General features: G+C 70.7%; 18 protein-coding genes. 4 read left to right on the top strand and 14 right to left on the bottom strand.

Annotation, left to right across the window (positions count from 1 at the left end):
* Both WFI00_RS06930 and manA read right to left on the bottom strand, forming a co-directional pair.
* Positions 1-318, bottom strand: coding sequence for a WhiB family transcriptional regulator (locus tag WFI00_RS06930; protein WP_336631601.1), 318 nt, complete (start codon positions 316-318; stop codon positions 1-3).
* A gap of 180 nt (positions 319-498) precedes the next feature.
* A complete protein-coding gene (gene manA / locus WFI00_RS06925; RefSeq protein WP_336631600.1) occupies positions 499-1,668 on the bottom strand; it encodes a mannose-6-phosphate isomerase, class I in 1,170 nt (389 codons plus the stop codon).
* Between the two features lie 83 nt (positions 1,669-1,751).
* On the opposite strand from manA, the gene WFI00_RS06920 reads away from it, so the two are divergent.
* From WFI00_RS06920 to WFI00_RS06910, 3 genes are read left to right on the top strand one after another with little or no spacing between them, the layout of a single operon-like run.
* The gene (locus tag WFI00_RS06920) at positions 1,752-3,152 is read left to right on the top strand and encodes an O-antigen ligase family protein (RefSeq protein WP_336631599.1); all 1,401 of its coding nucleotides are present in this window, start codon (positions 1,752-1,754) and stop codon (positions 3,150-3,152) included.
* A complete protein-coding gene (locus WFI00_RS06915) occupies positions 3,149-4,513 on the top strand; it encodes an O-antigen ligase family protein (RefSeq protein ID WP_336631598.1) in 1,365 nt (454 codons plus the stop codon). Before WFI00_RS06920 ends, WFI00_RS06915 begins: the two co-directional genes overlap by 4 nt.
* A gap of 12 nt (positions 4,514-4,525) precedes the next feature.
* Positions 4,526-5,584, top strand: coding sequence for a glycosyltransferase (locus tag WFI00_RS06910; RefSeq protein WP_336631597.1), 1,059 nt, complete (start codon positions 4,526-4,528; stop codon positions 5,582-5,584).
* 631 nt (positions 5,585-6,215) lie between these two features.
* Here WFI00_RS06910 and WFI00_RS06905 read toward each other — a convergent pair.
* From WFI00_RS06905 to WFI00_RS06875, 7 genes are all read right to left on the bottom strand, one after another.
* Entirely contained in the window at positions 6,216-6,956 is a 741-nt protein-coding gene (locus tag WFI00_RS06905; protein ID WP_336631596.1) for an ABC transporter ATP-binding protein, read from the bottom strand.
* Complete coding sequence (locus WFI00_RS06900; RefSeq protein WP_336631595.1) at positions 6,956-7,747, bottom strand: ABC transporter permease; 792 nt, start codon at positions 7,745-7,747, stop codon at positions 6,956-6,958. The genes WFI00_RS06905 and WFI00_RS06900 overlap by 1 nt, the downstream gene beginning before the upstream one ends.
* Before the next feature lie 23 nt (positions 7,748-7,770).
* A complete protein-coding gene (locus WFI00_RS06895) occupies positions 7,771-8,916 on the bottom strand; it encodes a mannosyltransferase family protein (protein WP_336631594.1) in 1,146 nt (381 codons plus the stop codon).
* A 52-nt stretch (positions 8,917-8,968) separates the two neighbouring features.
* Entirely contained in the window at positions 8,969-10,105 is a 1,137-nt protein-coding gene (gene glf, locus WFI00_RS06890; protein ID WP_336631593.1) for a UDP-galactopyranose mutase, read from the bottom strand.
* A complete protein-coding gene (locus WFI00_RS06885) occupies positions 10,105-10,986 on the bottom strand; it encodes a glycosyltransferase (protein WP_336631592.1) in 882 nt (293 codons plus the stop codon). The genes glf and WFI00_RS06885 overlap by 1 nt, the downstream gene beginning before the upstream one ends.
* The gene (locus WFI00_RS06880; protein ID WP_336631591.1) at positions 10,983-12,113 is read right to left on the bottom strand and encodes a glycosyltransferase family 2 protein; all 1,131 of its coding nucleotides are present in this window, start codon (positions 12,111-12,113) and stop codon (positions 10,983-10,985) included. Before WFI00_RS06880 ends, WFI00_RS06885 begins: the two co-directional genes overlap by 4 nt.
* A gap of 71 nt (positions 12,114-12,184) precedes the next feature.
* Complete coding sequence (locus tag WFI00_RS06875; RefSeq protein WP_336631590.1) at positions 12,185-13,414, bottom strand: lipopolysaccharide biosynthesis protein; 1,230 nt, start codon at positions 13,412-13,414, stop codon at positions 12,185-12,187.
* Between the two features lie 59 nt (positions 13,415-13,473).
* On the opposite strand from WFI00_RS06875, the gene WFI00_RS06870 reads away from it, so the two are divergent.
* Complete coding sequence (locus tag WFI00_RS06870) at positions 13,474-14,355, top strand: glycosyltransferase family 2 protein (protein ID WP_336631589.1); 882 nt, start codon at positions 13,474-13,476, stop codon at positions 14,353-14,355.
* Between the two features lie 3 nt (positions 14,356-14,358).
* Here the strand turns inward: WFI00_RS06870 and WFI00_RS06865 are convergent, their stop codons facing one another.
* The 5 genes from WFI00_RS06865 to rfbA are packed head-to-tail and all read right to left on the bottom strand — an operon-like array spanning position 14,359 to position 21,315.
* Positions 14,359-16,389, bottom strand: a complete 2,031-nt coding sequence (locus WFI00_RS06865) for a DUF7657 domain-containing protein (protein ID WP_336631588.1) — start codon at positions 16,387-16,389, stop codon at positions 14,359-14,361.
* Positions 16,389-17,609 carry an ABC transporter ATP-binding protein gene (locus WFI00_RS06860; protein WP_336631587.1) on the bottom strand — a complete coding sequence of 407 codons (1,221 nt, stop codon included), beginning with the start codon at positions 17,607-17,609 and terminating at the stop codon, positions 16,389-16,391. The genes WFI00_RS06865 and WFI00_RS06860 overlap by 1 nt, the downstream gene beginning before the upstream one ends.
* Before the next feature lie 7 nt (positions 17,610-17,616).
* The gene (locus WFI00_RS06855) at positions 17,617-18,537 is read right to left on the bottom strand and encodes an ABC transporter permease (RefSeq protein WP_336631586.1); all 921 of its coding nucleotides are present in this window, start codon (positions 18,535-18,537) and stop codon (positions 17,617-17,619) included.
* 42 nt (positions 18,538-18,579) lie between these two features.
* Positions 18,580-20,439 carry a rhamnan synthesis F family protein gene (locus WFI00_RS06850; protein WP_336631585.1) on the bottom strand — a complete coding sequence of 620 codons (1,860 nt, stop codon included), beginning with the start codon at positions 20,437-20,439 and terminating at the stop codon, positions 18,580-18,582.
* A gap of 3 nt (positions 20,440-20,442) precedes the next feature.
* Positions 20,443-21,315 (bottom strand): glucose-1-phosphate thymidylyltransferase RfbA, encoded by an 873-nt coding sequence (gene rfbA / locus WFI00_RS06845; RefSeq protein ID WP_336631584.1) that lies wholly within the window; start codon positions 21,313-21,315, stop codon positions 20,443-20,445.
* Between the last annotated feature and the right edge of the window lie 8 nt (positions 21,316-21,323).

The following is a 21,323-nucleotide window of genomic DNA, read 5'->3' as shown; positions in this document are numbered from 1 at the left end:
TCAGGCGCGACGCTTGAGCTTGCGGCGTTCGCGCTCGCTGAGACCGCCCCAGATCCCGAAGCGCTCGTCGTTCTGCAGTGCATACTCGAGGCATTCGCCCCGCACGTCGCACGTCGTGCAGATCCGCTTGGCATCGCGGGTCGATCCGCCCTTCTCGGGGAAGAAGGCCTCGGGGTCGGTCTGCGCACACAGGGCGTCCGCCTGCCAGGCGAGAGCGTTGTCCGCCTCCGCCGGGGCGGGACGACGCACGCCCGGCACACCGAGGTTGACCGGGTCGACGAACCAGTTCTCGGGAACTCCGGAACGGTAATCCGCCATATCCTTCTCCCCTCCGATTCGCTGCACGCGGTGCGCGTGTTGTGAATAATTACACCGCTGTCATTCCCGTGGGTCAAGTCGCGGATCGTAAACCCTCAAGGCGTCATTGAACCTTCATGTCGCGTGCACGGCGTGTCGCGGCGGCGACGACGAGCCGGACGGGTTCGGCTCCACCGCAGGTCAGTCGGCGGTTCCCGGCTGGGCGACGAAGGCCTCCCCCGCGCCGGACAGGACGATCCCGGCTCCGGGTCCTCCGACGTAGACGGCGGCGCCCGGTGCGAGTGAGACGGCGCGGTCGTCCGCGCCCTGCTCGCGGACCTCGATGGTCCCCGCAGTGGCGAGCACGATGGCGGGACCCCGCCGCGCCAGCGACACGGGAGCGCCCGACACCTCGGCGCGCACGAGCGAGAAGTCGTCGACGGGCGGCGCGAACGCCGCGACTCCGGGAGCGAGCGGAACCGGCGGGACCAGCGGCGCCGGCCCGACCGCCGGGTCGAGCACCGCGAGCAGTTCGGGGACGTCGACGTGCTTGGGGGTGAGTCCCCCGCGCAGCACGTTGTCGCTCGCGGCCATGAGCTCGACACCGAGTCCGTACTGGTAGGCGTGGAGCACCCCGGCGGGGGCGAAGAGCGCCTCGCCGCGCCGCAGCACGACGCGGTTCATCAGCAGCGCGACGAAGAGACCGCGGTCCCCCGGGAAGTCGGCCGCCGCCTCGCGCAGTCCGCCGATCTCGCCCGCGAAGGCTGCGTCGTCCGCGGCATCCAGCGACGCGGTCAGCTCGCCGACGTCGGCCGGCGTCGCCCGCGTGAGCGCCCACTCGAGGGCGGTGCGCACGGCCCGCTCCTCGTCGGCGTCCGCCAGCATGCCGTCGAGGTGCGCGAGGGCACCGCCGCGGGCGGCGCCCAGGTGCGCGAGGAGGGAGCGCGTGGCCGTGAGGGGGCGGATGCCGACGAGCGCGCGGAACTCGTCGCTCAGGGCGACGATGATCTCCGGCTTGTGGTTGTCGTCGCGGTAGAGGCGGTCGGCGGCGTCCCGGGGGATGCCCGCCGCCTCCTCCCGCGCGAAGCCGGCGACCGCCTGCGCCTTCGTCGGGTGCGCCTGGATCGACAGCGAGGCGCCCGCGGCGAGCAGCTTGAGAAGGTAGGGCAGCGAAGGCTCCCCCGCGGCCGCGAGTGCGGCGTCGAGCGTCTGCCCGTCGCCGCCGGTGACGACGGACGGATTGCCCGGATGATCGCCGTACCAGATCTCCGCCTCGGGGGCCCCCGTGGGGACACGCCCCATCAGGCGCGGGATGAGATCGATCGACCCCCACGAGTAGTCGCGGGCGACGTTGGAGATGGGGATCAGCATGACGCTCAGCCTAGAGCGCCGCGCTCCGCGCGAGGCCCCGCCGCCCTCGCCGCGGCGGCGACGCGGGGTAGCCTGATCTGACCATGGCCGTGCACACGAATCATCCCGTCGCGGCGCCGCCGTCGGCACCGATCCGCGAGACCTCCGGCCACCTCCTGCTGCGCGGATGGTGCATCTTCGTGCTCGCCGCCTCGCTCGCCGGATCGTCGTGGCTGATGGCCTTCGGCGAGGCGGGCGCGGTGATCGCCGCCTGCGGGACCGGCGTCGTCTCGGGGATCCTCTGGATCGTGCTGCGACCCGAGGTGCAGTGGCCCCGACTGCCGTGGTTCGCGGTCGGCTACGTCGTCTGGGCCGTGGCCTCCCTCATCTGGACGGCCTATCCGTCGGCGACGGCGCTCACCCTCGTGCTCCTGCTCACCACGACGATGCAGGCGATGTTCGTGGGGTCGGTGCTGACCTGGCGCGAGCTCGTGCGCGCGATCGCCTCGGCGCTCAAGTGGATGCTGTCCCTCTCGCTCCTGTTCGAGCTGTGGGTCTCGCTCGTCTGGGGCGGCCCGATCCTGCCGCACTTCGTGCGCCCCGAGGGTCATGTCAATCCGATCACGTACTGGTCCCGCGACAACCTCTTCGACGGCGGGCGCATCCAGGGCATCTTCGGCAGCGCCAACCCGCTGGCCTACGTCGCTCTCCTCGGGATGATCGTGTTCGCCATCCGGATCGCGACGCGGGCCCCTCGACGGCCGCTGCTGCTCGGCTGGTTCCTCCTCGCCGCGTATCTGTTCGTGCGCGCCGGATCCGCCACGGCGACGCTGGCCGCCGCCGCCGTCGTCGTGGTGCTCGTCACCGTGCTGTTCATGCGACGGATCCGCCGCCCTGGCGGACGCACGCGGGTCTACCTGCTCTACGCCGTCGTGGCCCTGGGCGGTCTCAGCGCCCTCTGGCTCGGCCGCACCACGATCTTCTCCGCGCTGGGGCGCTCGTCCGACCTCACGGGGCGGGAGCGCATCTGGGAGGCGGTGTGGGCGCGCGCGACGGAGCGGCCGATCCTCGGCTGGGGGTTCTCGACGCCGTGGGTGCCCGGCGATCCGCATTTCGAGGGGTGGATCGTCGACCACGACGTCACCGTCATGCAGGCCCACAACATGTGGCTCGACGTCTTCTTCCAGGTGGGCGCCGTGGGCCTCGCGCTGATGGCCCTCACGATGCTGGCCTTCATCTGGCGGTCGTGGTTCTTCGCGGTGGACCGCCCCAGATGGGACCTCGTCGCCGATCGCCCGTACTCGGCGCTGACGCTGCTGCCGACGCTGACGGGAGCGCTCCTGCTGGTGGAGGGGTTGGCCGAGTCGGGTCCGCTGCTGGGCTGGGGCTGGTTCTTCATCGTCCTCCTCGCCTTCAAGATCAAGCAGGCCCCGCTGATCGGGCGCGGTCCGTCGGAGCAGCGCCTCATCCAGGAACAGGGCGAGACGGCGCGGGCCTCGCGATGACGCCCGACGCCGGCTCGGCGGACGCCGGCTCGTCCGACGCCGGAGGCGGCGTGATCGCGGCAGCCGAGCGCTTCCTCGCATCCGCCGCGTTCGCGCGCGCGTTCACTCACACGGTGTTCGCCACCCTCGTCGGCGCTCACCTCATCGAGGCGATGGCGGGGATCGTCACCCTCCGGACGATCGTGAGCGGGCTGTGCGCGATCGCGATCGGCGTCCTCGTGGCGCGGCGGGCCGAGATCTCGCTGCTGCGACTGGTGCCCACGACGCTGATCCTGCTCGTCGTCTGGGCGTTCGCGAGCATCTTCTGGAGCACCGACGCCCTCGTGAGCTTCTGGCGCTGGGTCGCGATGGCCGCCGTCGCACTGCTGGCCGTGACGATCGGCCACGTGCGCGACAGCCTCCAGACGGTCCGCGCTCTCGGCGACGTGCTGCGCGTGACGTTCGGCCTGTCGCTGGTGCTCGAGATCCTGAGCGGGGTGATCTTCGACACCCCGCTGCGCTTCCTCGGCATCCAGGGGAACATCGCGTCCTTCGGGCCCGTGCAGGGGATCTTCGGCACGCGCAACATGCTCGGCTTCGTCGCCGTGGTCGCGCTCATCACCTTCGCGGTGGAGATGCGCACGCACTCCGTGCGCCCCGGCGTGTCCGTCCTCTCGTTGAGTCTCGCGACGGCGCTCGGCCTGCTCTCCGCCTCTCCCACGGTGCTCCTGCTCGCCGTCGTGGTGGGCACCGCCACCGGCGCGCTCGCACTGGTGCGCGCCGTGCGCCCCTCCCGCAGATCGGCGGTGCAGTGGACCTTGGCCGTCGTCGTCGCGGGAGCCGGCATCGCCGTCTACGCCCGTCGCGCGTGGATCATCGACCTGCTCGGCGCGGCCGACGACCTGTCGATGCGATCGCGGCTGTGGACGCTCGCCCAGAGCTTCGCCGAGCTCCGCCCGGTACAGGGGTGGGGATGGTTCGGATCGTGGGATCGGGCCGAGCAGCCCTTCCTGACGATCAACCAGCTGTTGGCCGAGAGGCACACGACCGCCCTGAACGCCTACGTGGACGTCCAGCTGCAGCTGGGGTGGGTGGGCGTCCTGCTCGTCTGCGTCCTCGGCGGGGTCGCGCTGGTGCGGGGGTGGCTCGACGCGAGTCAACGCCGCTCGATCGTCTACGCCTGGACGCCGCTGATGGTCATCGCGCTGGCCGTGACGAGCATGTTCGAATCGGTCACCCTCTACGGGTTCGGCTGGATGCTCCTGGTCCTCTGCGCCGTGCGCGCGGGCCAGACCCGAGGCTGGCGGGAGCGGCTCGGGCCCCCCGCACCTCCGCTCCCGAGCGCCCCCGTCGACACGGTTCCGCCGGGTGCGACAGGGTAGACTCGGCACGCCATGACGCTCCCCTCTGCTTCGTCGCCCCGCCCGGGCGCCGCCCCGGACTCCGCACCTCGGCACGAGGACTCGGAGCTCCCGTTCGACCCGGCGAGCGCGACGATCGCGATCGTGACGTTCAACCGCTCGGCCCTCCTGACGCGGCTGCTCGACAGCATCACCGTCATGGATCCGAAGCCGGGCCGCGTCGTCATCGTCGACAACGCGTCGAGCGATGACACGACCGACGTCGTGGAGTCCTACCGCGACTCGATCGGCACCGAGATCGTCTATCGACGCCTCGACACGAACACGGGCGGATCGGGTGGGTTCAGCGAGGGCATGCGCATCGCGTACGAGCTCGGCTCGACGTGGATCTGGGTCATGGACGACGACGTCGAGGTCATGCCCGACGGCCTGGCGCGGATGGGCGCGTGGGCTCCGCGGTTCCGATCGATCCAGGGGCGACGCTACGACTTCGACGGCAGCGAGTTCTACTGGCAGTATCGCGTCGCCGAGCGCCTCGCGATCCCGATCCCGTTCGCCCCGAGCGGTTTCGACGAGTCCGGGTACAAGGAGATGAACTCGGGCTGTTTCGAAGGCATGTTCATCCACCGCGACATCGTGCAGCAGATCGGCCTGCCGGACCCCCGGTTCTTCATCTACTGGGACGACCAGACCTACGGATGGCTGGCCTCGCGCGTGACCACCTCGGTGATCGTCAACGAGTTCGTGCTGCGCCGCACCCGCGAGATCAAGCAGTGGGACATGGGCATCCGCCACATGAACGCCTCGAGCGACGCCTACCGCTACTACATCATGCGCAACCGCGCGCTCATCAAGCGCTACCAGCGCGCGCTCGGCGTATACAACCCGGTCCTGTTCGGCCTGGGCACGGCGCTGACCTTCGGCAAGGAGATCATCCGCCTGCTCGTCGTGGAGCGGAAGGCGACCGGCGTCTCGCACCTCTTCCGCGGCCTGCGCGACGGCCGGGCGATCGCCCGCGACGCCTCTTGGCGGCCGATGCCGCCGCTCGCGCCCGCCGGCGCCGATCCCGGGCCGGGCTCCCGCGCGGCCTGACCCCCGCCACTGGGCGACGCGCGCCCCCGGGTTTGGGGTCGCCAGTGGTCGCCGTGTGACGGGTTCGGGGTCGCGAGTGGTCGCCATGCACGCTCGACAGCGACCAGACGCGACCCCGAACTCGAGAAGGGCGGCCGTCGCCCCGCCACAGTGGATGCCCAGCCTGGCCGAGCCACGCGCGACCTCACCCCGGTTCGGGGTCGCCGATGATCGCCCTGTCCAAGTTCGGGGTCGCCAATGGTCCCCGCGCCCAGGTTCGGGGTCGCCAGTGGTCATCATGCGGCGGGTTCGGGGTCGCGAAAGGTCGCCATCCACGCTCGACAGCGACCGGACGCGACCCCGAACTCGAGGACGGCAGCGGTCGCGCCGCCAGAGTGGATGCCCGGGCTGTCCGACGCACGTGCGGCCCTCACCCGGGTTCGGGGTCGCCAATGGTCGCCCCGCCCAGGTTCGGGGTCGCCAATGATCGCCTCGCCCAGGTTCGGGGTCGCCAGTCGTCGCCATCCACGCCCGGAAGCGACCAGACGCGACCCCGAACTCGACACCGCCCGACCCCGAAGACCCCGAACCCCGAACCCCGAACCCCGAACCCCGAACCCCGAACCCCGACCCACGGGCCCCGCCCGAACCCTCAGAGGGCCGAGTCGGCGTTGTAGACGTCGAGCACCTCGTCGATCGGGGCGTCCATCCGCAGCACGCCGCCGTCGAGATAGAGGCCGCGCGTGCAGAACCGGCGCAGGTCGCGCTCGTTGTGGCTGACGAAGAACAGCGTGCGCCCCTCGGCGAGCAGTTCGTCGATGCGGGCGTAGCACTTCTCCCGGAACGCCTTGTCGCCGACGGCGAGGACCTCGTCGACGAGCAGGATCGGCTCGTCCAGCTGCGAGACGACGGCGAACGCGAGGCGCACCTTCATCCCGTTCGAGAGGTGCTTGTAGGGCATCTCGACGAAGCGGTCGATCTCGGCGAACGCGATGATCGAGTCGAAACGGCGCGCGATCTCCGCCGCCGCCATGCCGTGGAGCCCCGCTGTCAGGAACACGTTCTCCCGGACGGTGAGGTCCCCGACGAAGCCGCCGGTGATCTCGATCAGCGGCGCCACTCCCCCCATGACCTGCACGTCGCCCTCATCGGGCAGGAGGACACCGGCGACGAGCTTGAGCAGCGTCGACTTGCCCTGGCCGTTGCGCCCCACGACGCCGATCGCCTCGCCGCGGCGGACCTGGAACGACACGTGCCGCAGCGCCCAGAACTCCCCGGGGCGGGCCCGTCGGGACGAGCGCGCGAACAGGTCCTTGAGACTTCGGCGGCCGCGACGGACGCGACGGAACCGCACGCCGAGGTCGTCGACGCGGATCGCGATGTCGTCGGCCATCACAGCTCCTTCAGGACGGCGGGCTCGAGCCGGCGGAAGACGAACACGCCGAGCACGAGGATGCCGAGGGTCACCACCGCACCCGCGACCACGGCGGTGGTGTCCCACTGGTCGGCGAAGAGTCCCGCACGATACAGGGTGATGATGCCCGCCAACGGGTTGAACACCGCCACCTCGCGGAAGCCCGCCGGCAGGTCGGCGACCCCGTAGATGATCGGCGACGCGTAGAACAGCGCCCGCAGGACCAGGCGCGTCGTGCGTTCCAGGTCGCTCCAGAGCACGCACAGGGGTGCCACGAGCAGCCCCAGCCCGACCAGGAGGACGGCCTGCTGCGCGATCGCGACCGGCACGAGCAGGATGCCCCAGCCGACGGTCGCGCCCGAGAAGATCCCGAAGACGACGAGGATCGGCAGCGAGAAGAGGAACTCGACGCCCTTGCTGAGCACGATCCGATTGACCCAGATGGAGCGCGGGATGGCCGTCGAGCGCACGAGACGGGCGTCCTTCTTGAACGCGCGTGTGACGTCGACCACCACGATGTTGAACCACACCCACGGCAGGAGGCCCGACAGGAGGAAGACGATGTAGGGCTGCGCGCCGATGCCGCCGCGGTGGAAGATCTGCGTGAAGACGAACCAGTAGATCGCGCTCATGACGAGCGGATCCAGGATCGACCACAGGTATCCGAGTGCGCTGGTCGCGTACCGCACACGCAGGTCGCGGGCGGACAGCAGCCACAGCGAGTGGAGGTAGCGCCGGGGTGAGCCGGGCGCTCCGACGACGGCGCTCACGACGACGAGTCTATGCGCGGGGGTCAGTCGGCCCAGCGGCCGAGGGCGAACTGCGTGGTGTTGAACCACAGCAGAGCTCCCGACGCGATGAGGACGGCGACGAACACCCAGAACCGCCAGCCCTCGCGATCGGCGCCCCGGCCGACGGTCAGCGGGATCGGGAAGAGGGTCGTCGTGTTCCGCGCGAGGGACAGCCATGAGTTGCTCGTCATCAGCGATGCGGCCGTGAGGACGACGAGGGTGAGGGCGGGCCAGTCGCGACGGCGGGCGAGCCACACGGCGACGACGACGAGAAGAGCACCGAAGACGATGTCCAGGAGGAACTGCGGCTGCGCCTGGGTCCCCGACGGGGTCAGCATGGCGTGGACGGTCGCGCGCAGCGCGTCCCACGGCAGCAGCGACGCGCGGTCCCAGCCGTCGCGCTGCGCACGCAACCAGGCGTCGATGTGCCCGGTCTGCAGCCACAGCCAGCCGAAGTATGCGGCCGTTCCCGCGCCTCCGAGCGCGACGCCGAGCAGGTCGGGGCGGAGGATCCTCCGCCCGTCCCGGCGCGCCTGCACGAGGTACATCACGAAGAGCGCCGCGACGACGAACAGCCCGTTCGCGCGCGTGAACCCGGCTGCGGCGGCCAGGGCGCCCGCCCACCACCAGCGTCCGGTCGTCCCGAAGTACCACGCGGCGATCGCGGCGGCGAGGAACAGGGACTCCGAGTAGGACGCGTGGAGGAAGACCGCGTACGGTCCGAACGCGAAGAGGACGACGGCGGCGGTCGCGGAGCGCGGGCCGCCGCCCTGGTGGTCGGCGAGGCGCCACAGCACGATGCACGCCGCCAGTGCGCCGAGCGCGGCGACCACGGTCATCGCCCACGGCACCGGGTCGGAGGTGAACGGCGAGAACAGCCAGGCGACGGCGCGGGCGGCGAGCGGATACCCGGGGAAGAACGCCGGCGCCCCGATCGCGCCGGGCGCGAAGTACCCGTTCTCGACGATGGTGCGGAACCACCCCGAATCCCACTGATGAAGCAGCAGGGCCGGCGAGGTGCCGCCGAGCGCCGATCCGGTCTCGATCCATCGCGCGAGGAGCGCGATCGCCGTGACGACCGCGCGCGACGCCGCCCAGACCGATGCCCCGCCGACGACGGCCCGCAGCCACGGACGCGAACCGTCCACGGTACGCTCCGTGCCCGCAGCGGTGCTCATGTCCAGGGACGTCCGTCCGTGTTCAGGCGAGTCGGTTGTGCCACAGCGACAGGGCCGAGCCGATCGCCATGTGCATGTCGAGGTATTGGTACGTGCCCAGCCGTCCGCCGAAGTGCACGTCCTTCTCGCCCTTGCCGAGCTCCCGGTATGCGAGCAGACCGTCGCGATCCGCCGGGGTGTTCACCGGGTAGTACGGTTCGTCCTCGCGCGTCGCGAAGCGGGAGAACTCCCGCATGATCACCGTGCGGTCCGCGGGGTAGCGGTCGGCGCGCTCGGGGTGGAAGTGCTTGAACTCGTGGATGCGGGTGTACGGGACATCCGCGTCGGCGTAGTTCATGACGCTCGTCCCCTGGAAGTCCCCGACCTCCAGCACGTCCTCCTCGAAATCGAGTGTCCGCCACGACAGCGCACCCTCGGCGTAGTCGAAGTAACGATCGATCGGGCCCGTGTAGACAACGGGGACCTGCCCGACCGTCGCCGCCTTGTGCAGCGGTTGGGACGCGTCGAAGAAGTCTGTCGACAGGCGCACGTCGATGTTCGGGTGGTCGGCCATCCGCTCCAGCCACGCCGTGTACCCGTCGGTCGGCAGCCCCTCCCAGGTGTCGTTGAAGTACCTGTTGTCGTAGGTGTACCGCACCGGCAGCCGCGAGATGATCTCCGCTGGCAGCTCGTGCGGATCGGTCTGCCACTGCTTCGCGGTGTAGTCGCGGATGAACGCCTCGTACAGGGGACGCCCGATCAGCCCGATCCCGCGCTCCTCGAGGTTGCGCGCCGACTTCGGGTCGAACTCCCCCGCCAGCTCGTGCACGAGCGCACGAGCCTCGCCCGGCGAGTACGCCGCCTGGAAGAACTGGTTGATCGTCCCGAGGTTGATGGGCAGCGGGAACACGACGCCCCGGTGGTTCGTGTACACCCGGTGGACGTAATCGGTGAACGTCGTGAACCGGTTCACGTACTCCCACACCGTCGCGTTGGAGGTGTGGAACAGGTGCGCACCGTACCGGTGCACCTCGATGCCCGTCTCGGGCTCATCCTCGCTGTACGCGTTGCCCCCGATGTGCGGCCGCCGGTCGATGACGGTCACCTTCCGACCCGCCGCAGCGGCCCGCTCCGCGACCGTCAACCCGAAGAAACCAGACCCGACGATGAGGAGATCCATCACCATCTCCTCTCGCGCGCGGGATAGCGCAGGCCGTCGACGAACCCGCGCAGCGCGGTGCGGAGCTTCGCCCCGCGGTCCCGTTCGAGCAGGAGCAGCTTGGTCCACGCCTTGAGCGTGAACCACGCGTCCTCCCAGAACCAGCGGCCGAAGCCGTAGCGCCGGACGACGATCACCCGGTTGCGCGTCGCGTGGTAGACGCGCAGCAGCGAGTAGTCGGCGCGGTACACCTGACGCCCGAGCAGGCGCACGGGCTCGGCGGCGCCGAACCGGTGCTCGAGGATCGCGGTGTGGACCTTGAGGTTGTGCAGCCCCGCGCGCCGCGCGCGCAGGCAGATGTCGTGGTCGACGTAGTCGATGAACAGCGGCTCGTCGTGCAGGCCGATCCGCTCCAGCACCGATCGCGAGAACAGGGACCCCGAGCTGATGACGACGTCCGTGGATGTCACGCCGATCCCCTGCTCGCGCCGGTAGACGATGCCGGTGGCGGCCGACCGCAGAGCCGGCCCCACGATCCCGGCGAGCGGGTCGGCGGCCCGCGCCGCGCGGAGGGCGGCGACGAGCCCCGGAGTCACGGTGCTGTCCTGATCGAAGATCACCGCTTCGTCGTGGCCCGCGGCGATCGCCGCGCGCAGTCCGGCGTTGAACCCGGCGGCGACCCCGACGTTGCCGTCCTGCTCCAGCCAGCGCACGCCCGCCCGGCCCGAGACCGCGTCGCGCAGACCCACGCTCAGCGGGTCGGCGACCGAGTTGTCGACGACGAAGATCTCGTCCACCTGCGACGCCAGGGCCGCCAGGCTGTCCGCCGTGGTGGCATCCGGCCGGTAGACGAGCACGACGCCGGCGACCGTGGCCTGCTCCCGCGCGGGCACCCCCGTCACGTCCGCGTGGGGATCGTCAGGATGCCGATGAACATCCCCGTCATGATCGTCTGCGCGCCGAGGACCATCAGCAGCGCACCCGGGATGGCGACGCGGATCGTGGCCTGCGGGTCGAGCGCACCGAAGCCGGTCTGGCCCCACGCGACGATCTGGACGATGAACACGATGAGTCCGATGAGGAAGGAGGCCGCGCCGATGAGCGAGAACGACTCGAGGCTGGCGCGCTCCGCGAACCAGGAGAAGCTCCTGCTGCGTGGCAGCCGGAATCCTTCCCGTTCGGCGTAGAGCTTCGTCAGGATGCCGAACAGCACCCCCTGGTATCCGACGATCGCCAGCCCCGCCAGGTACATCTGGCTCGCGACGTCGAACCCGACGCCCCCGATCCGCGTCGGCCCGAACAGCAGCAGCAGCGAGCCCAGGACGCCGATGAGGAGGGCGGCCAGGCCCGGCACCAGGAAGAGCCACCGGGGGCTGAAGATCAGCAGGAACCGGAGGTGACGCCAGCCGTCCCGCCAGCTGCGCAGGTGCGGCGGGCGGCTGCGACCATCCTTGCTCAGAGTGGTCGGCACCTCGCTCACGCGCAGCCCCGCGAGAGTCGACTTGACCACCATCTCGCTGGCGAACTCCATGCCCGTCGTCTTCAGCTCGAGGTCGAGCATCGACTGCCGGTTGTAGCCGCGCAGGCCGCAGTGGAAGTCCTTGATCGGCGAGCGGAACAGCACTCGCCCCACCCAGGTCAGCACCGGGTTGCCGAGGTACTTGTGCAGCGGAGGCATGGCACCCGGCTCGATCCCGCCGCGGAAGCGGTTGCCCATGACGAGCTCGTCGCCCGCCCGCAGACGCTCGACGAACGGGTCGAGGGTCGTGAAGTCGTAGCTGTCGTCGGCGTCGCCCATGATGACGTAGCGGCCGCGCGCGGCCTCCATGCCGCCGATGAGGGCCGCCCCGTACCCCTTGACGGGGATGTCGGCGACGCGCGCGCCGTGGTCGCGCGCGATCTGCTGGGATCCGTCCGTGCTGCCGTTGTCGGCGATGAGGACCTCGCCGTCGACACCCGCGGAGCGGAGGTAGCCCTGAGCCTTGTCGATGCACGTCGCCAGCGTCTCCGCCTCGTTGAGACAGGGCATGAGAATCGTCAGTTCAACGGGGTCAGTGGTATTCATTGCCGCCTTAAGAGCTCGACCGTAACCAGGCGAGTCTACCCTCCGCCGTGCGCGGCCCCCGGGCGCGGCCGGTGCCGCAACGCCGCCGCGGCGAGCAGCACGAGCGAGAGCAGCATGCCGGCTCCCGTGCCCACGACCGCTCCGATGCTGCCCCCCGCGGAGGCGCCGACGACGATCATCGCTCCGACGCCGACGGCCGACCCGATCCCCGCGAGCGCTGTCGCCTCGCGGGCTCGTCCGACGGTGGCGAGGTAGGCGGCGAAGAACACCGACAGCGAGAAGCCGAACACCGCGACCATCAGCGCCTGGGCCAGCGGCACCGCGGGCGCGTACCGATCGCCGTAGATGAGCGGGAGGGCGAGGGGCAGCACGAGCGCCACGCACCCCGTGCCCGCGGCCATGACGGCCGCCAGCGCCGCCGAGGCCCGGCGGACCGCACGCGTCGTCTCGTGCGCCGGGAGCTCCAGCCACTGGCCGAACCGCGGCAGCATCGCCTGGGTGACCGCCTGCGCGACCATCGACACGGGCGTCGCGAGCGAGAGCGCGGCGGCGAACTGTCCCGCCGCGGAGGGCGTGTCGAGGGCCGACGCGGCCACCATCGACGCCTGCATCAGCCCGTTGGTCGCGATGAGGGCGAGGGAGTTCCAGAAGACGAACGCCCGCGTCGCGACCGGCGCGTCCGCGGCGTCCGCGCCCCGCTCTGCGCGGCCCACGCTCAGCGCGGCCGCGAGCGCGAAGACCCCGTACCCGACGACGGCGGGGACGAGGAGGATCTGCTCCCACCGCTGCGCGATGAACACCAGGAGGAGGCAGATCGCGAGGACGCCGGTGACGACGTCCCAGACCGCCGCCGAGCGCACGCGTCCGGCGCCGATGAAGACGCCGCGCGCGAAGATGTACCCCGACCACGCGGCGGTGAGGGCTGCCGCCTGGGCGATCGCCGCCGGGGTACCGCCGAGCACCGCGGCGACCGCCCCCGCACCGATGCACAGCGGTACGAGCGAGAGGAGGACCGATCGCTGCAGGGCGCGACGGGTCTGCGGGCGGTCCCGCCGGGCGAAGGCCGCGGCCGCGTTCCCTGCCGCCGTCGGCCACAGCAGCGACAGCAGGATCGAGACGGCGAAGCCGACGTTGACCGCGGCGAGCGCTTCGGCTCCGAGCAGCCGTCCGACCAGGGCGGTGTACGCGAAACGGGACAGTCCCTGCGCGAGGACGCCGCCGATGGAGAAGAGGGAGTCCAGGACAGCGGAGTCACGTCGTCCCATGAGAACGAATACTATCGTTCGGGCGCCGACACCGACGGCTGACACAGGAGGGGGTCCGCGTGCTCGACATCATGCTCCCGTTCTACGGGCGCCGCGACCACTTCGTGGCCGCCGTCGAGAGCGTCGTCGCGCAGGACAGCGCCGACTGGCGGCTCGTGGTCATCGACGACGCCAATCCCGACCCGGAGCCCGGCGAGTGGGTGCGCTCGCTCGGCCACCCGCGGATCGAGTACCTGCGGCACGAGACCAACCAGGGCATCAACCGCACGTTCCAGGAGTGCCTCGACCGCTCCACGGCGGAGTGGGTCACGATCTTCGGGTGCGACGACGTCATGGAGCCCGGCTACGTCCGGCGGATCGCGGCGCTCTCGGCCCGCTACCCGGACGCCGGCATCATCCATCCGGGAGCCGACGTGATCGACGCCGACGGAGCACCGACGCGCACCCTCGTCGACACCGCGAAGGCGGTGTACCGTCCGCGGGGCCCTCGTCCGCTGGTCCTGTCGGGCGAGGATCTGGCCGTCAGCATCACGCGCGGCAACTGGATGAACTTCCCCGCGCTCGCCTGGCACGGTCCCACGGCGCGCGCGGCCGGGTTCCGGCCCGACTACCACGTCGTGCAGGACCTGGCCTTGGCGCTGGACGTCTGTCGCGCCGGCCGGTCGCTCGTCCTCGACGACGAGATCGTCTTCCACTACCGCCGCCACGGCGGCAGCGTGTCGTCCTGGCGCGCGGTCGACGGCACGCGGTTCACCGAGGAGCAGGCGTTCTTCCGCAGCGAGGCGCGGGCCTTCGCCGCGGAGGGATGGCCGCGGGCGGCACGCGCCGCGCGCCACCACGTCTCCAGCCGCCTCAACGCCCTGACCCAGGTGCCCGCGGCGCTGCGCGCGGGCGACCGCGCCGGCGCCGGCGTCCTGCTCTCGCACGCCTGGGGACGCTGAGCGTCAGCCCGCCGGCACGACCTCCCAGATCGAGAGCGGACCGCTCGGCAGGTCGAAGCTGCGCAGGGGGGTCAGGCACGGTCCGCCCACGCCCTCGACGTCGGAGAGCACGTAGCGCACGTTCTCCTGGGCGAACCGCGCGCACGCGTCGAAGGTGACGCGGATCTGGTCCGGGTAGGGGTTGGAGACGACGGGGTCTCCCTCGCCGGGCGTCCACGAGATGCCCGCGAGCCGGTTCCACTCGTACTCGAAGCGCTGGTCCGGATCGATCTGGGCCCACATCTCGTCGATGGGGGCGCCCTGGAAGCCGTTGTACGCCGTCGCGCCGCTCTCGAGGAGGATCGCGGTGGGCAGGGCATCCCCGATCCCCACCCACGCGCCCGGGGCCGTCGCATCGATCTCGGCCACGGCCTGCGCGGGGGCCGTGGAGCGCAGGTCGAACACCCCCACGTACAGCGGATTGATGCCGTACGTGGCGACGACCGAGATCACGAGCATGCCGATCGCCGCGACGCTGCGCCAGCCGCGCGCGGCGGCGAGGATGACGACGCCCCCCACGGCCGCGTACGCCCACCAGATCCCCGAGGCGGCGAGGAGCTGCGGCGCAAGACGGTGCAGGGCGACGGCGATGGCCACCTGGGAGGCGACGAAGACCGCGGGGCCGACCAGCGAGACCGCCCACCCCGGTCTGGTCTCCTTCGTGATCCGCGCCAGCAGCATCACGAGGATGACCATCGAGCCGAAACCGAGTCCGATCCGGACGCGGGTGCCGGTCGAGCGGTCGAGCAGCAGCAGGTGCGACAGCGCATCCCACCCGGGGACGAAGATGAACGCGAGCAGGACGAGCAGGGCGACGTAGCCCAGAACGAGCGCCCAGGGCACGCCCCGCCCGCGACGACGCTGCACGATGGCGAACCACAGCACGACGGCGCCGAGGAACACCCCCGGCAGGAAGAAGGTCGCCGACTCGGAGGCGTTCCCGTCCAGGAACGTGCCCGCGTTGCGCAGCGAATTCGTGAACGAGGAGCCGAACAGCGCCGCGCCCGCCACCGCGTGCGCGCCGCGCCCGGTCGCCTCGAGCCGCTCCCCCGGGTACGCCGTGGAGAGGAACTCCGTCACCGTGTGCCAGCGGGTCACGAGCCACACGCCGAGCACGACCCCCGCCGTCGCCCCGGCGAGCACGAGCACACCGAGGCGACGCAGCACCGGACGCCAGCCGACGTCGCGGCGGGCCTCGAGACCGAGCCCCACCACCACGGCGGCCACGACGATGACGATCGGGATGATGAACGGGACGTAGATCCCCATCGCCATCACGACCGTGAGGTATCCGACCAGCACGGCCCAGACCACGACGGCCACCCGGGAGGTGGTCCGCAGGATCCACACGGTCGCGGCGAGCACGGCGAAGCCCCACGCCGCCGGCCACAGCGTCGTCTGCAGCAGCCACCAGGCGAAGAAGGGGCTCGCGGTGAAGGCGATCCCGAGCGTCAGCGCGGTCAGCACGCGCCGCGGCATGAGCGTCAGCGCGAACGTGTAGGCGGCCGCGGCGAGCCCGAACACCGGCAGCCACCACTTCCACGCCTGACCGTGCCCGACGTCGAAGAGCATGAAGCCCCACAGGTGCGGCCGGAACGCCACGCTCCAGTCGACGCGCGGCAGGTCCTGCGGCACCGTGGGGTCCATGCCGCCCGGGAAGGTCTCGTTGATCGCCGGGAGCCCCTGCTGGAACTGGGCGATGGCCCACACGGTCTGCACGTTCCACTCGTCCGTGCGGATGAGGTTCGGCTGACCGAACAGGAGCGCCGGGTCGGCGCCGGTGCTCACCATCGCGTGGAATGCGCCGGACGATGTGCCGTTGACCCCGGTGGCGACGAGCACGACGAACACCGCCGCGAGCAGGCCCAGCCCGGCCGCGAGGACGCCCGCGTTGGGCAGGTTGAGCGGCGTCGGCGTCGTGAAGCGGTCCCAGCGCTCACGGGCGCGGCGCCACCGCGGGACGGCCGCGGGTGCTGTCGCGCGGTCGGCGCCCATCAGGCGGCCGGAGACGCCGGCACGACCTCGGCCATGGCCTCCAGACGGAGCACGCCGGTCGTCCGGGGATCGTCGGAGATGTTGAAGGACGCCGCCTGGGGCAGGTCGTGGATGTGCCGACCGGCGGCGTCGATCAGCGCGGCGTTGACGAAGTACTTCCCCTCGCCCAGGTTCACGTCCCGCAGCACGAAGCGCACGGCGGCGGGTCCGGTGACCGGAGCCGCCGCGACCTTCAGACGGTCCGTGTCGGTGGCGAAGACCCGCTGTCCGAGGCCGGTGTCGATGTGGATCGCGCAGACCCACCCGTCGACGGGCTGGTCGAAGCCGAGCTCGATATCCACCACGAGGTCGTCGCCGGAGACGATCTCGTCCTCCGCCGCGCGCCCGCGGGCCGTGACACCCGCCGACACGACGGTGCCCTCGGGCGGGGGCGGTGGGACCGCCGCGGCGGCCTCCTCCTCGACGCGCCGGCCCTCGAGGATGTCGCGGAAGGTGGCCACCGCCGTCACGGGGTCGCCGTCGTGGACGATCTCGCCCTGATTGAGCAGGATGGCGCGGTCGCACAGCTCGGTGATCTGCCCGAGCGCGTGGCTGACGATGATGATCGTGCGCCCCTCGTCCTGGAAGGTGCGGATCTTGTCGAGGCACTTGCGCTGGAAGGCCTCGTCGCCGACGGCCAGCACCTCGTCCACGAGGAGGATGTCGGGGTCGGTGTGCACGGCGACCGCGAACGCGAGTCGCACGTACATGCCCGACGAGTAGAACTTCACCTGGGTGTCGATGAAGTCCCCGATGCCGGAGAAGCGCACGATGTCGTCGAACTTCGCCGCGGTCTCCTCGCGCGAGAGCCCGAGGACGGACGCGTTGAGGTAGACGTTCTCGCGCCCGGTGAGGTCGGGGTGGAAGCCCGCGCCGAGCTCCAGGAGCGCGGCGAGGCGGCCGCGCTGCTCGACGGACCCGGTGGTGGGGTCGACGATGCCGCCGATGACCTTCAGCAGCGTCGATTTCCCGGAGCCGTTGTGACCGATCAGACCGATCGTCGTCCCGGCGTGGATGTCGAGGGAGACGCCGCGCAGCGCCCAGAAGTCCTGTCGGTGACGCCGTCCGGCGCGACCGAGGGTCACGATCCGCTCCTTGATCGACGAGTCCTTGCGCACGGTGAATCGCTTGGAGACGTCGTCGATGCGCACGACGACGGGGGTGTCCACGAAGGCGGTCATTCGATCCTCACAGCTCCTGCGCGAAGTTGCCCTGCAGACGCAGGAAGACGCGGTGGCTCAGGAACAGCAGCCCGATGCCGATGACGAGCGCGATCGCGAGCCGCAGGAGCAGGTGCTCGGGCTGGGCCGTGCCGTCGCCGGCCACCCAGAACGCGTGCTGGAACCCGATCACCGCGAGCGTCAGCGGGTTGTTGGTGTAGATCTCCAGGAGCAGCGGCGAGTGCACGATCGAGCTCACCATCTGCCAGCTGTAGACGACGGGGCTGGCCCAGAACAGCAGCATCGTGCCGAGCTCGACGAGGTACTGCACGTCGCGCAGGTAGACGTTCAGCGCGCTGAAGAGCAGCCCGCAGACGGTGCCGTACACGACGAGCACGGCGACGGCAGGCAGGAAATAGAGGATCTGCGCGTGCAGCGGGGGCTTGCCGACCGCGAAGGTGGCCACGATCAGCACGATCAGCTGGATGCCGAAGTTGAACAGCGCCGAACCGACGCTGGCCAGCGGGAAGACCTCGCGCGGGACGTACACCTTCTTGACGAGCCCGGCGTTTCCGAGGATGGAACCGGTCGCTCCCACCGTGATCTCGGTGAACAGACCGATCGCCGTGAGCCCCGCGAAGATGTACACCGCGAAGTCGGGGATGCCTCGCGCAGCCTGCAGGAACTGACCGACGACGACGAAGTAGATCGCCAACTGCATGAGGGGGCGCGCGAGCGACCAGAAGAAGCCGAGCGCCGAGTCCTTGTAGCGCGATTTCAGGTCCCGGCGGATGAGCAGGTCGAGCATCTCGCGGTGCTGGAGGAGGTCGCGCAGCGACGCCCAGGTCCGTCGCGGCCCGAACCCGGACGCGGCGCCGACGACGCGGAACGGCAGCGTCTCGAGGCGGGCGAAGCGCGCGGCGGCCGCCGATTCAGCAGAAGGGGACATTGTCACGATCTTACCCGCTGTGATCCGCGCCTCCGCGCGGGCTCACCGGGAGCGGCGCAGGCGTCGCAGCGCCCGACCGAACGGGGTGTGGGCGCCGACCACGCGGCGCAGCGCCGCTCCGGTTCCGGGGTGGTGGAGACGGAAGTACATGCGGACGAAATCCACGATGCGGCCGCTGCCGACCTGGCCGACTCCGCGAAGATAGTCGATCGAGTCCATCGCGTCCCCGGGGAGGGTCATGCTCAGCTCGTCGAGCTTGAACTCCATCGCGGTGTGGCTGAGGGAGATGTAGTCGGGGGTGGCGACGGTGCGGGTGTGATAGCCGAGTTCGCCCGCGGCGTAGGACGGCAGCCGCTCCAGCACGTGCGTCAGCGCACCGTCCGCATACCCCTGGGAGCCGAACTCGGCGTACGTCCACGGGTGGTCGACGAGCAGCCGCAGCGCCTCGGGTCGCGCGACGAACATCGAGCCGTACGGCGCGAGCGGCGAGGAGTCGTCCAGCGGCACCGCGATGCCCAGCGTCCTGCACAGCGCCTCGGCGCCCGGCTTGTTCGCCCACCACGCGTGGCCCATCGTCGGATAGCCGATGTGGATCATGGGCGGATAGACGATGCCGAGCCCGGGCTCGCGCTGGAAGAGGGCCAGCAGCCCGGCGGCGTGTCCGGGCGAGGCGAGCAGATTGTCGAACTGCTGCTCGCGGAAGTGGCGGCCGATGTTGAACCCGTCCTGCGGGGTCTTCTTCGAGTGCAGCTTGACGACGAGATCGTACTCGCCGCTGCGCAGCAGGTCGCGGCATCCGATGAGGAAGGCCGTCTGGTCGCGCCCGTCGTTGAACTCGACCACGCGCACGCTCGCCCGCCCGCGCCCGTGGGGGCGGCGCTCCAGCACCGCACGCAGCGCGGCCCCGCGCTCCTCGTCCGACGTCGTCATCACCACGTCGTACTCCCCCGGCAGTCGCTCGGCCAGGTCGAGCATCTCGTCGGCCATCTCGACGTAGTACACGTGCATCGCCACGAGCACCCGGGGAGCTCGCGACGGGTCGAAGGCCGTGTCGACATCGGGGAGCACCTCGAGCATCGCCGCGTTGGTGTTCAGCACGTGCGGCGGCACGGTGCGGGCCAGATTGCGCCACAGGATCTCGAGCGGGTAGCCGTGATCGCCCATGAGCCGGGCGATGCGACGGCCGCTCACCGCGTGGCGGTCGAGGAAGACGGGATAGTGGAAGAACGTGCGGCGCTTGACCACCGGACAGCCGTCCGCCACCAGGAGGTCGGCGTTGAAGAGCGCGGGATGATCCGTCGGGTAGTCCACCGACGAGAACACCGCGTGGTGGGAGAACCCGCGGGTGGCGAAGTGCTCCGTGAACAGGGTCTCGTGCACGAGAACGGCGTCGTAGTAGTCGGGCAGCTCCGGCAGGTCGCGCCAATAGTCGCGCCACGCCTCCGACAGGAACATGCGGGAGCGCACCGCGATCCAGAACGACTGGAGGTGATAGGCGAGCACGCCCTTCCCGGTGAAGGGGTTCGGCTCCTCCCGCGCATGGTCGGTCAGGCCCCAGAAGTCCACCTCGCGGTCGTCCGTCGAGGCGAAGACATCCCCGAACGGACGCACCGGCCCGAACCAGGTGTCGTTGGTCAGAAGGAGTTCGTCATAGTCGGCGAGGCGGTCGCCCAGGGCGTCGATGGCCGCCTTGTGCGCCCAGATGTCGTAGCCCCGGTTCTCCCGGACGATCACCTCGTCGCACACCGCGTCGAGGCTGGCCGCTCCCGCCTCGTCCAAGGTGCCGTTGACGACGGCGATGAGCAGGTCGGCGTGCGGGCGCAGCCCGTCGAGCGCGTAGCGGACGTAGTCCTCGACGCCGCCGCGCCGGTCCCAGATCGTGTAGACGATGACCCGGCGCACGGGTCAGCGCACTCCCTGCTCGAGCGCCGTGAGCAGATACGCGCCGTACCCGCTCTTCACGAGGGGCTCCGCGCGCTCGCGCAGCTCGTCGTCGCTGAGGAACCCCATGCGCCACGCGACTTCTTCGGGGCAGCCGATCGACAGCCCCTGACGCTTCTCGACCGTGCGGATGAAGTCGGTGGCCTCGCTGAGCGAGTCGAACGTGCCCGTGTCGAGCCACGCGGTGCCGCGCGGCAGGAGCTCGACCTTGAGGGAGCCCCGTTCGAGGTAGGCCTTGTTGACGTCGGTGATCTCCAGCTCGCCGCGGGGCGAGGGCTGCAGGTTCTTGGCGATCTCCACCACGTCGTTGTCGTAGAAGTAGAGCCCCGGCACGGCGTAGTTGCTCTTCGGGTGCTCCGGCTTCTCCTCCAGGGAGACGACGGTGCCGGCCGCATCGAACTCGACGACGCCGTACGCGGTGGGGTCGTCGACCCAGTAGCCGAACACGACGCCACCGGTGAGGTCGGTGTACTGACGCAACCGCGTACCCATGCCCTGACCGTAGAAGATGTTGTCGCCCAGCACGAGGGCCGCCGAGTCGCCGCCGATGTGGTCCTCACCGAGGATGAACGCCTGGGCGAGACCGTCGGGCGACGGCTGCGTCTTGTAGGTCAGCGAGACGCCGAAGCGGCTCCCGTCGCCGAGCAGTCGCTGGAACTGGTCGGAGTCCTGCGACGTGGTGATGATCAGGATGTCCTGGATGCCCGCGAGCAGCAGCGTCGAGAGCGGGTAGTAGATCATCGGCTTGTCGTAGACGGGGACGAGCTGCTTGGAGATCCCGAGGGTGATGGGGTGCAGCCGCGAGCCCGTGCCGCCGGCCAGAATGATGCCACGCATCCCCCTAG

It is taken from the genome of Microbacterium sp. MMO-56 (assembly GCF_037146215.1).
Taxonomy (GTDB): domain Bacteria; phylum Actinomycetota; class Actinomycetes; order Actinomycetales; family Microbacteriaceae; genus Microbacterium.
Note: the sequence above shows the minus strand (reverse complement) of the source record. Positions and strands in the feature narration are given on the sequence as shown.

What these genes read in the sequence shown, in the direction of transcription:
- manA (WP_336631600.1), bottom strand. Translation starts at nt 1,668, where the DNA reads ATGCTGATCCCCATCTCCAACGTCGCCCGCGACTACTCGTGGGGGTCG.
- glf (WP_336631593.1), bottom strand. Translation starts at nt 10,105, where the DNA reads ATGGATCTCCTCATCGTCGGGTCTGGTTTCTTCGGGTTGACGGTCGCG.
- WFI00_RS06860 (WP_336631587.1), bottom strand. Translation starts at nt 17,609, where the DNA reads ATGACCGCCTTCGTGGACACCCCCGTCGTCGTGCGCATCGACGACGTC.
- WFI00_RS06915 (WP_336631598.1), top strand. Translation starts at nt 3,149, where the DNA reads ATGACGCCCGACGCCGGCTCGGCGGACGCCGGCTCGTCCGACGCCGGA.
- WFI00_RS06905 (WP_336631596.1), bottom strand. Translation starts at nt 6,956, where the DNA reads ATGGCCGACGACATCGCGATCCGCGTCGACGACCTCGGCGTGCGGTTC.
- WFI00_RS06875 (WP_336631590.1), bottom strand. Translation starts at nt 13,414, where the DNA reads ATGGGACGACGTGACTCCGCTGTCCTGGACTCCCTCTTCTCCATCGGC.
- WFI00_RS06930 (WP_336631601.1), bottom strand. Translation starts at nt 318, where the DNA reads ATGGCGGATTACCGTTCCGGAGTTCCCGAGAACTGGTTCGTCGACCCG.
- WFI00_RS06855 (WP_336631586.1), bottom strand. Translation starts at nt 18,537, where the DNA reads ATGTCCCCTTCTGCTGAATCGGCGGCCGCCGCGCGCTTCGCCCGCCTC.
- WFI00_RS06865 (WP_336631588.1), bottom strand. Translation starts at nt 16,389, where the DNA reads ATGGGCGCCGACCGCGCGACAGCACCCGCGGCCGTCCCGCGGTGGCGC.
- WFI00_RS06920 (WP_336631599.1), top strand. Translation starts at nt 1,752, where the DNA reads ATGGCCGTGCACACGAATCATCCCGTCGCGGCGCCGCCGTCGGCACCG.
- rfbA (WP_336631584.1), bottom strand. Translation starts at nt 21,315, where the DNA reads ATGCGTGGCATCATTCTGGCCGGCGGCACGGGCTCGCGGCTGCACCCC.
- WFI00_RS06880 (WP_336631591.1), bottom strand. Translation starts at nt 12,113, where the DNA reads ATGCCCTGTCTCAACGAGGCGGAGACGCTGGCGACGTGCATCGACAAG.
- WFI00_RS06910 (WP_336631597.1), top strand. Translation starts at nt 4,526, where the DNA reads ATGACGCTCCCCTCTGCTTCGTCGCCCCGCCCGGGCGCCGCCCCGGAC.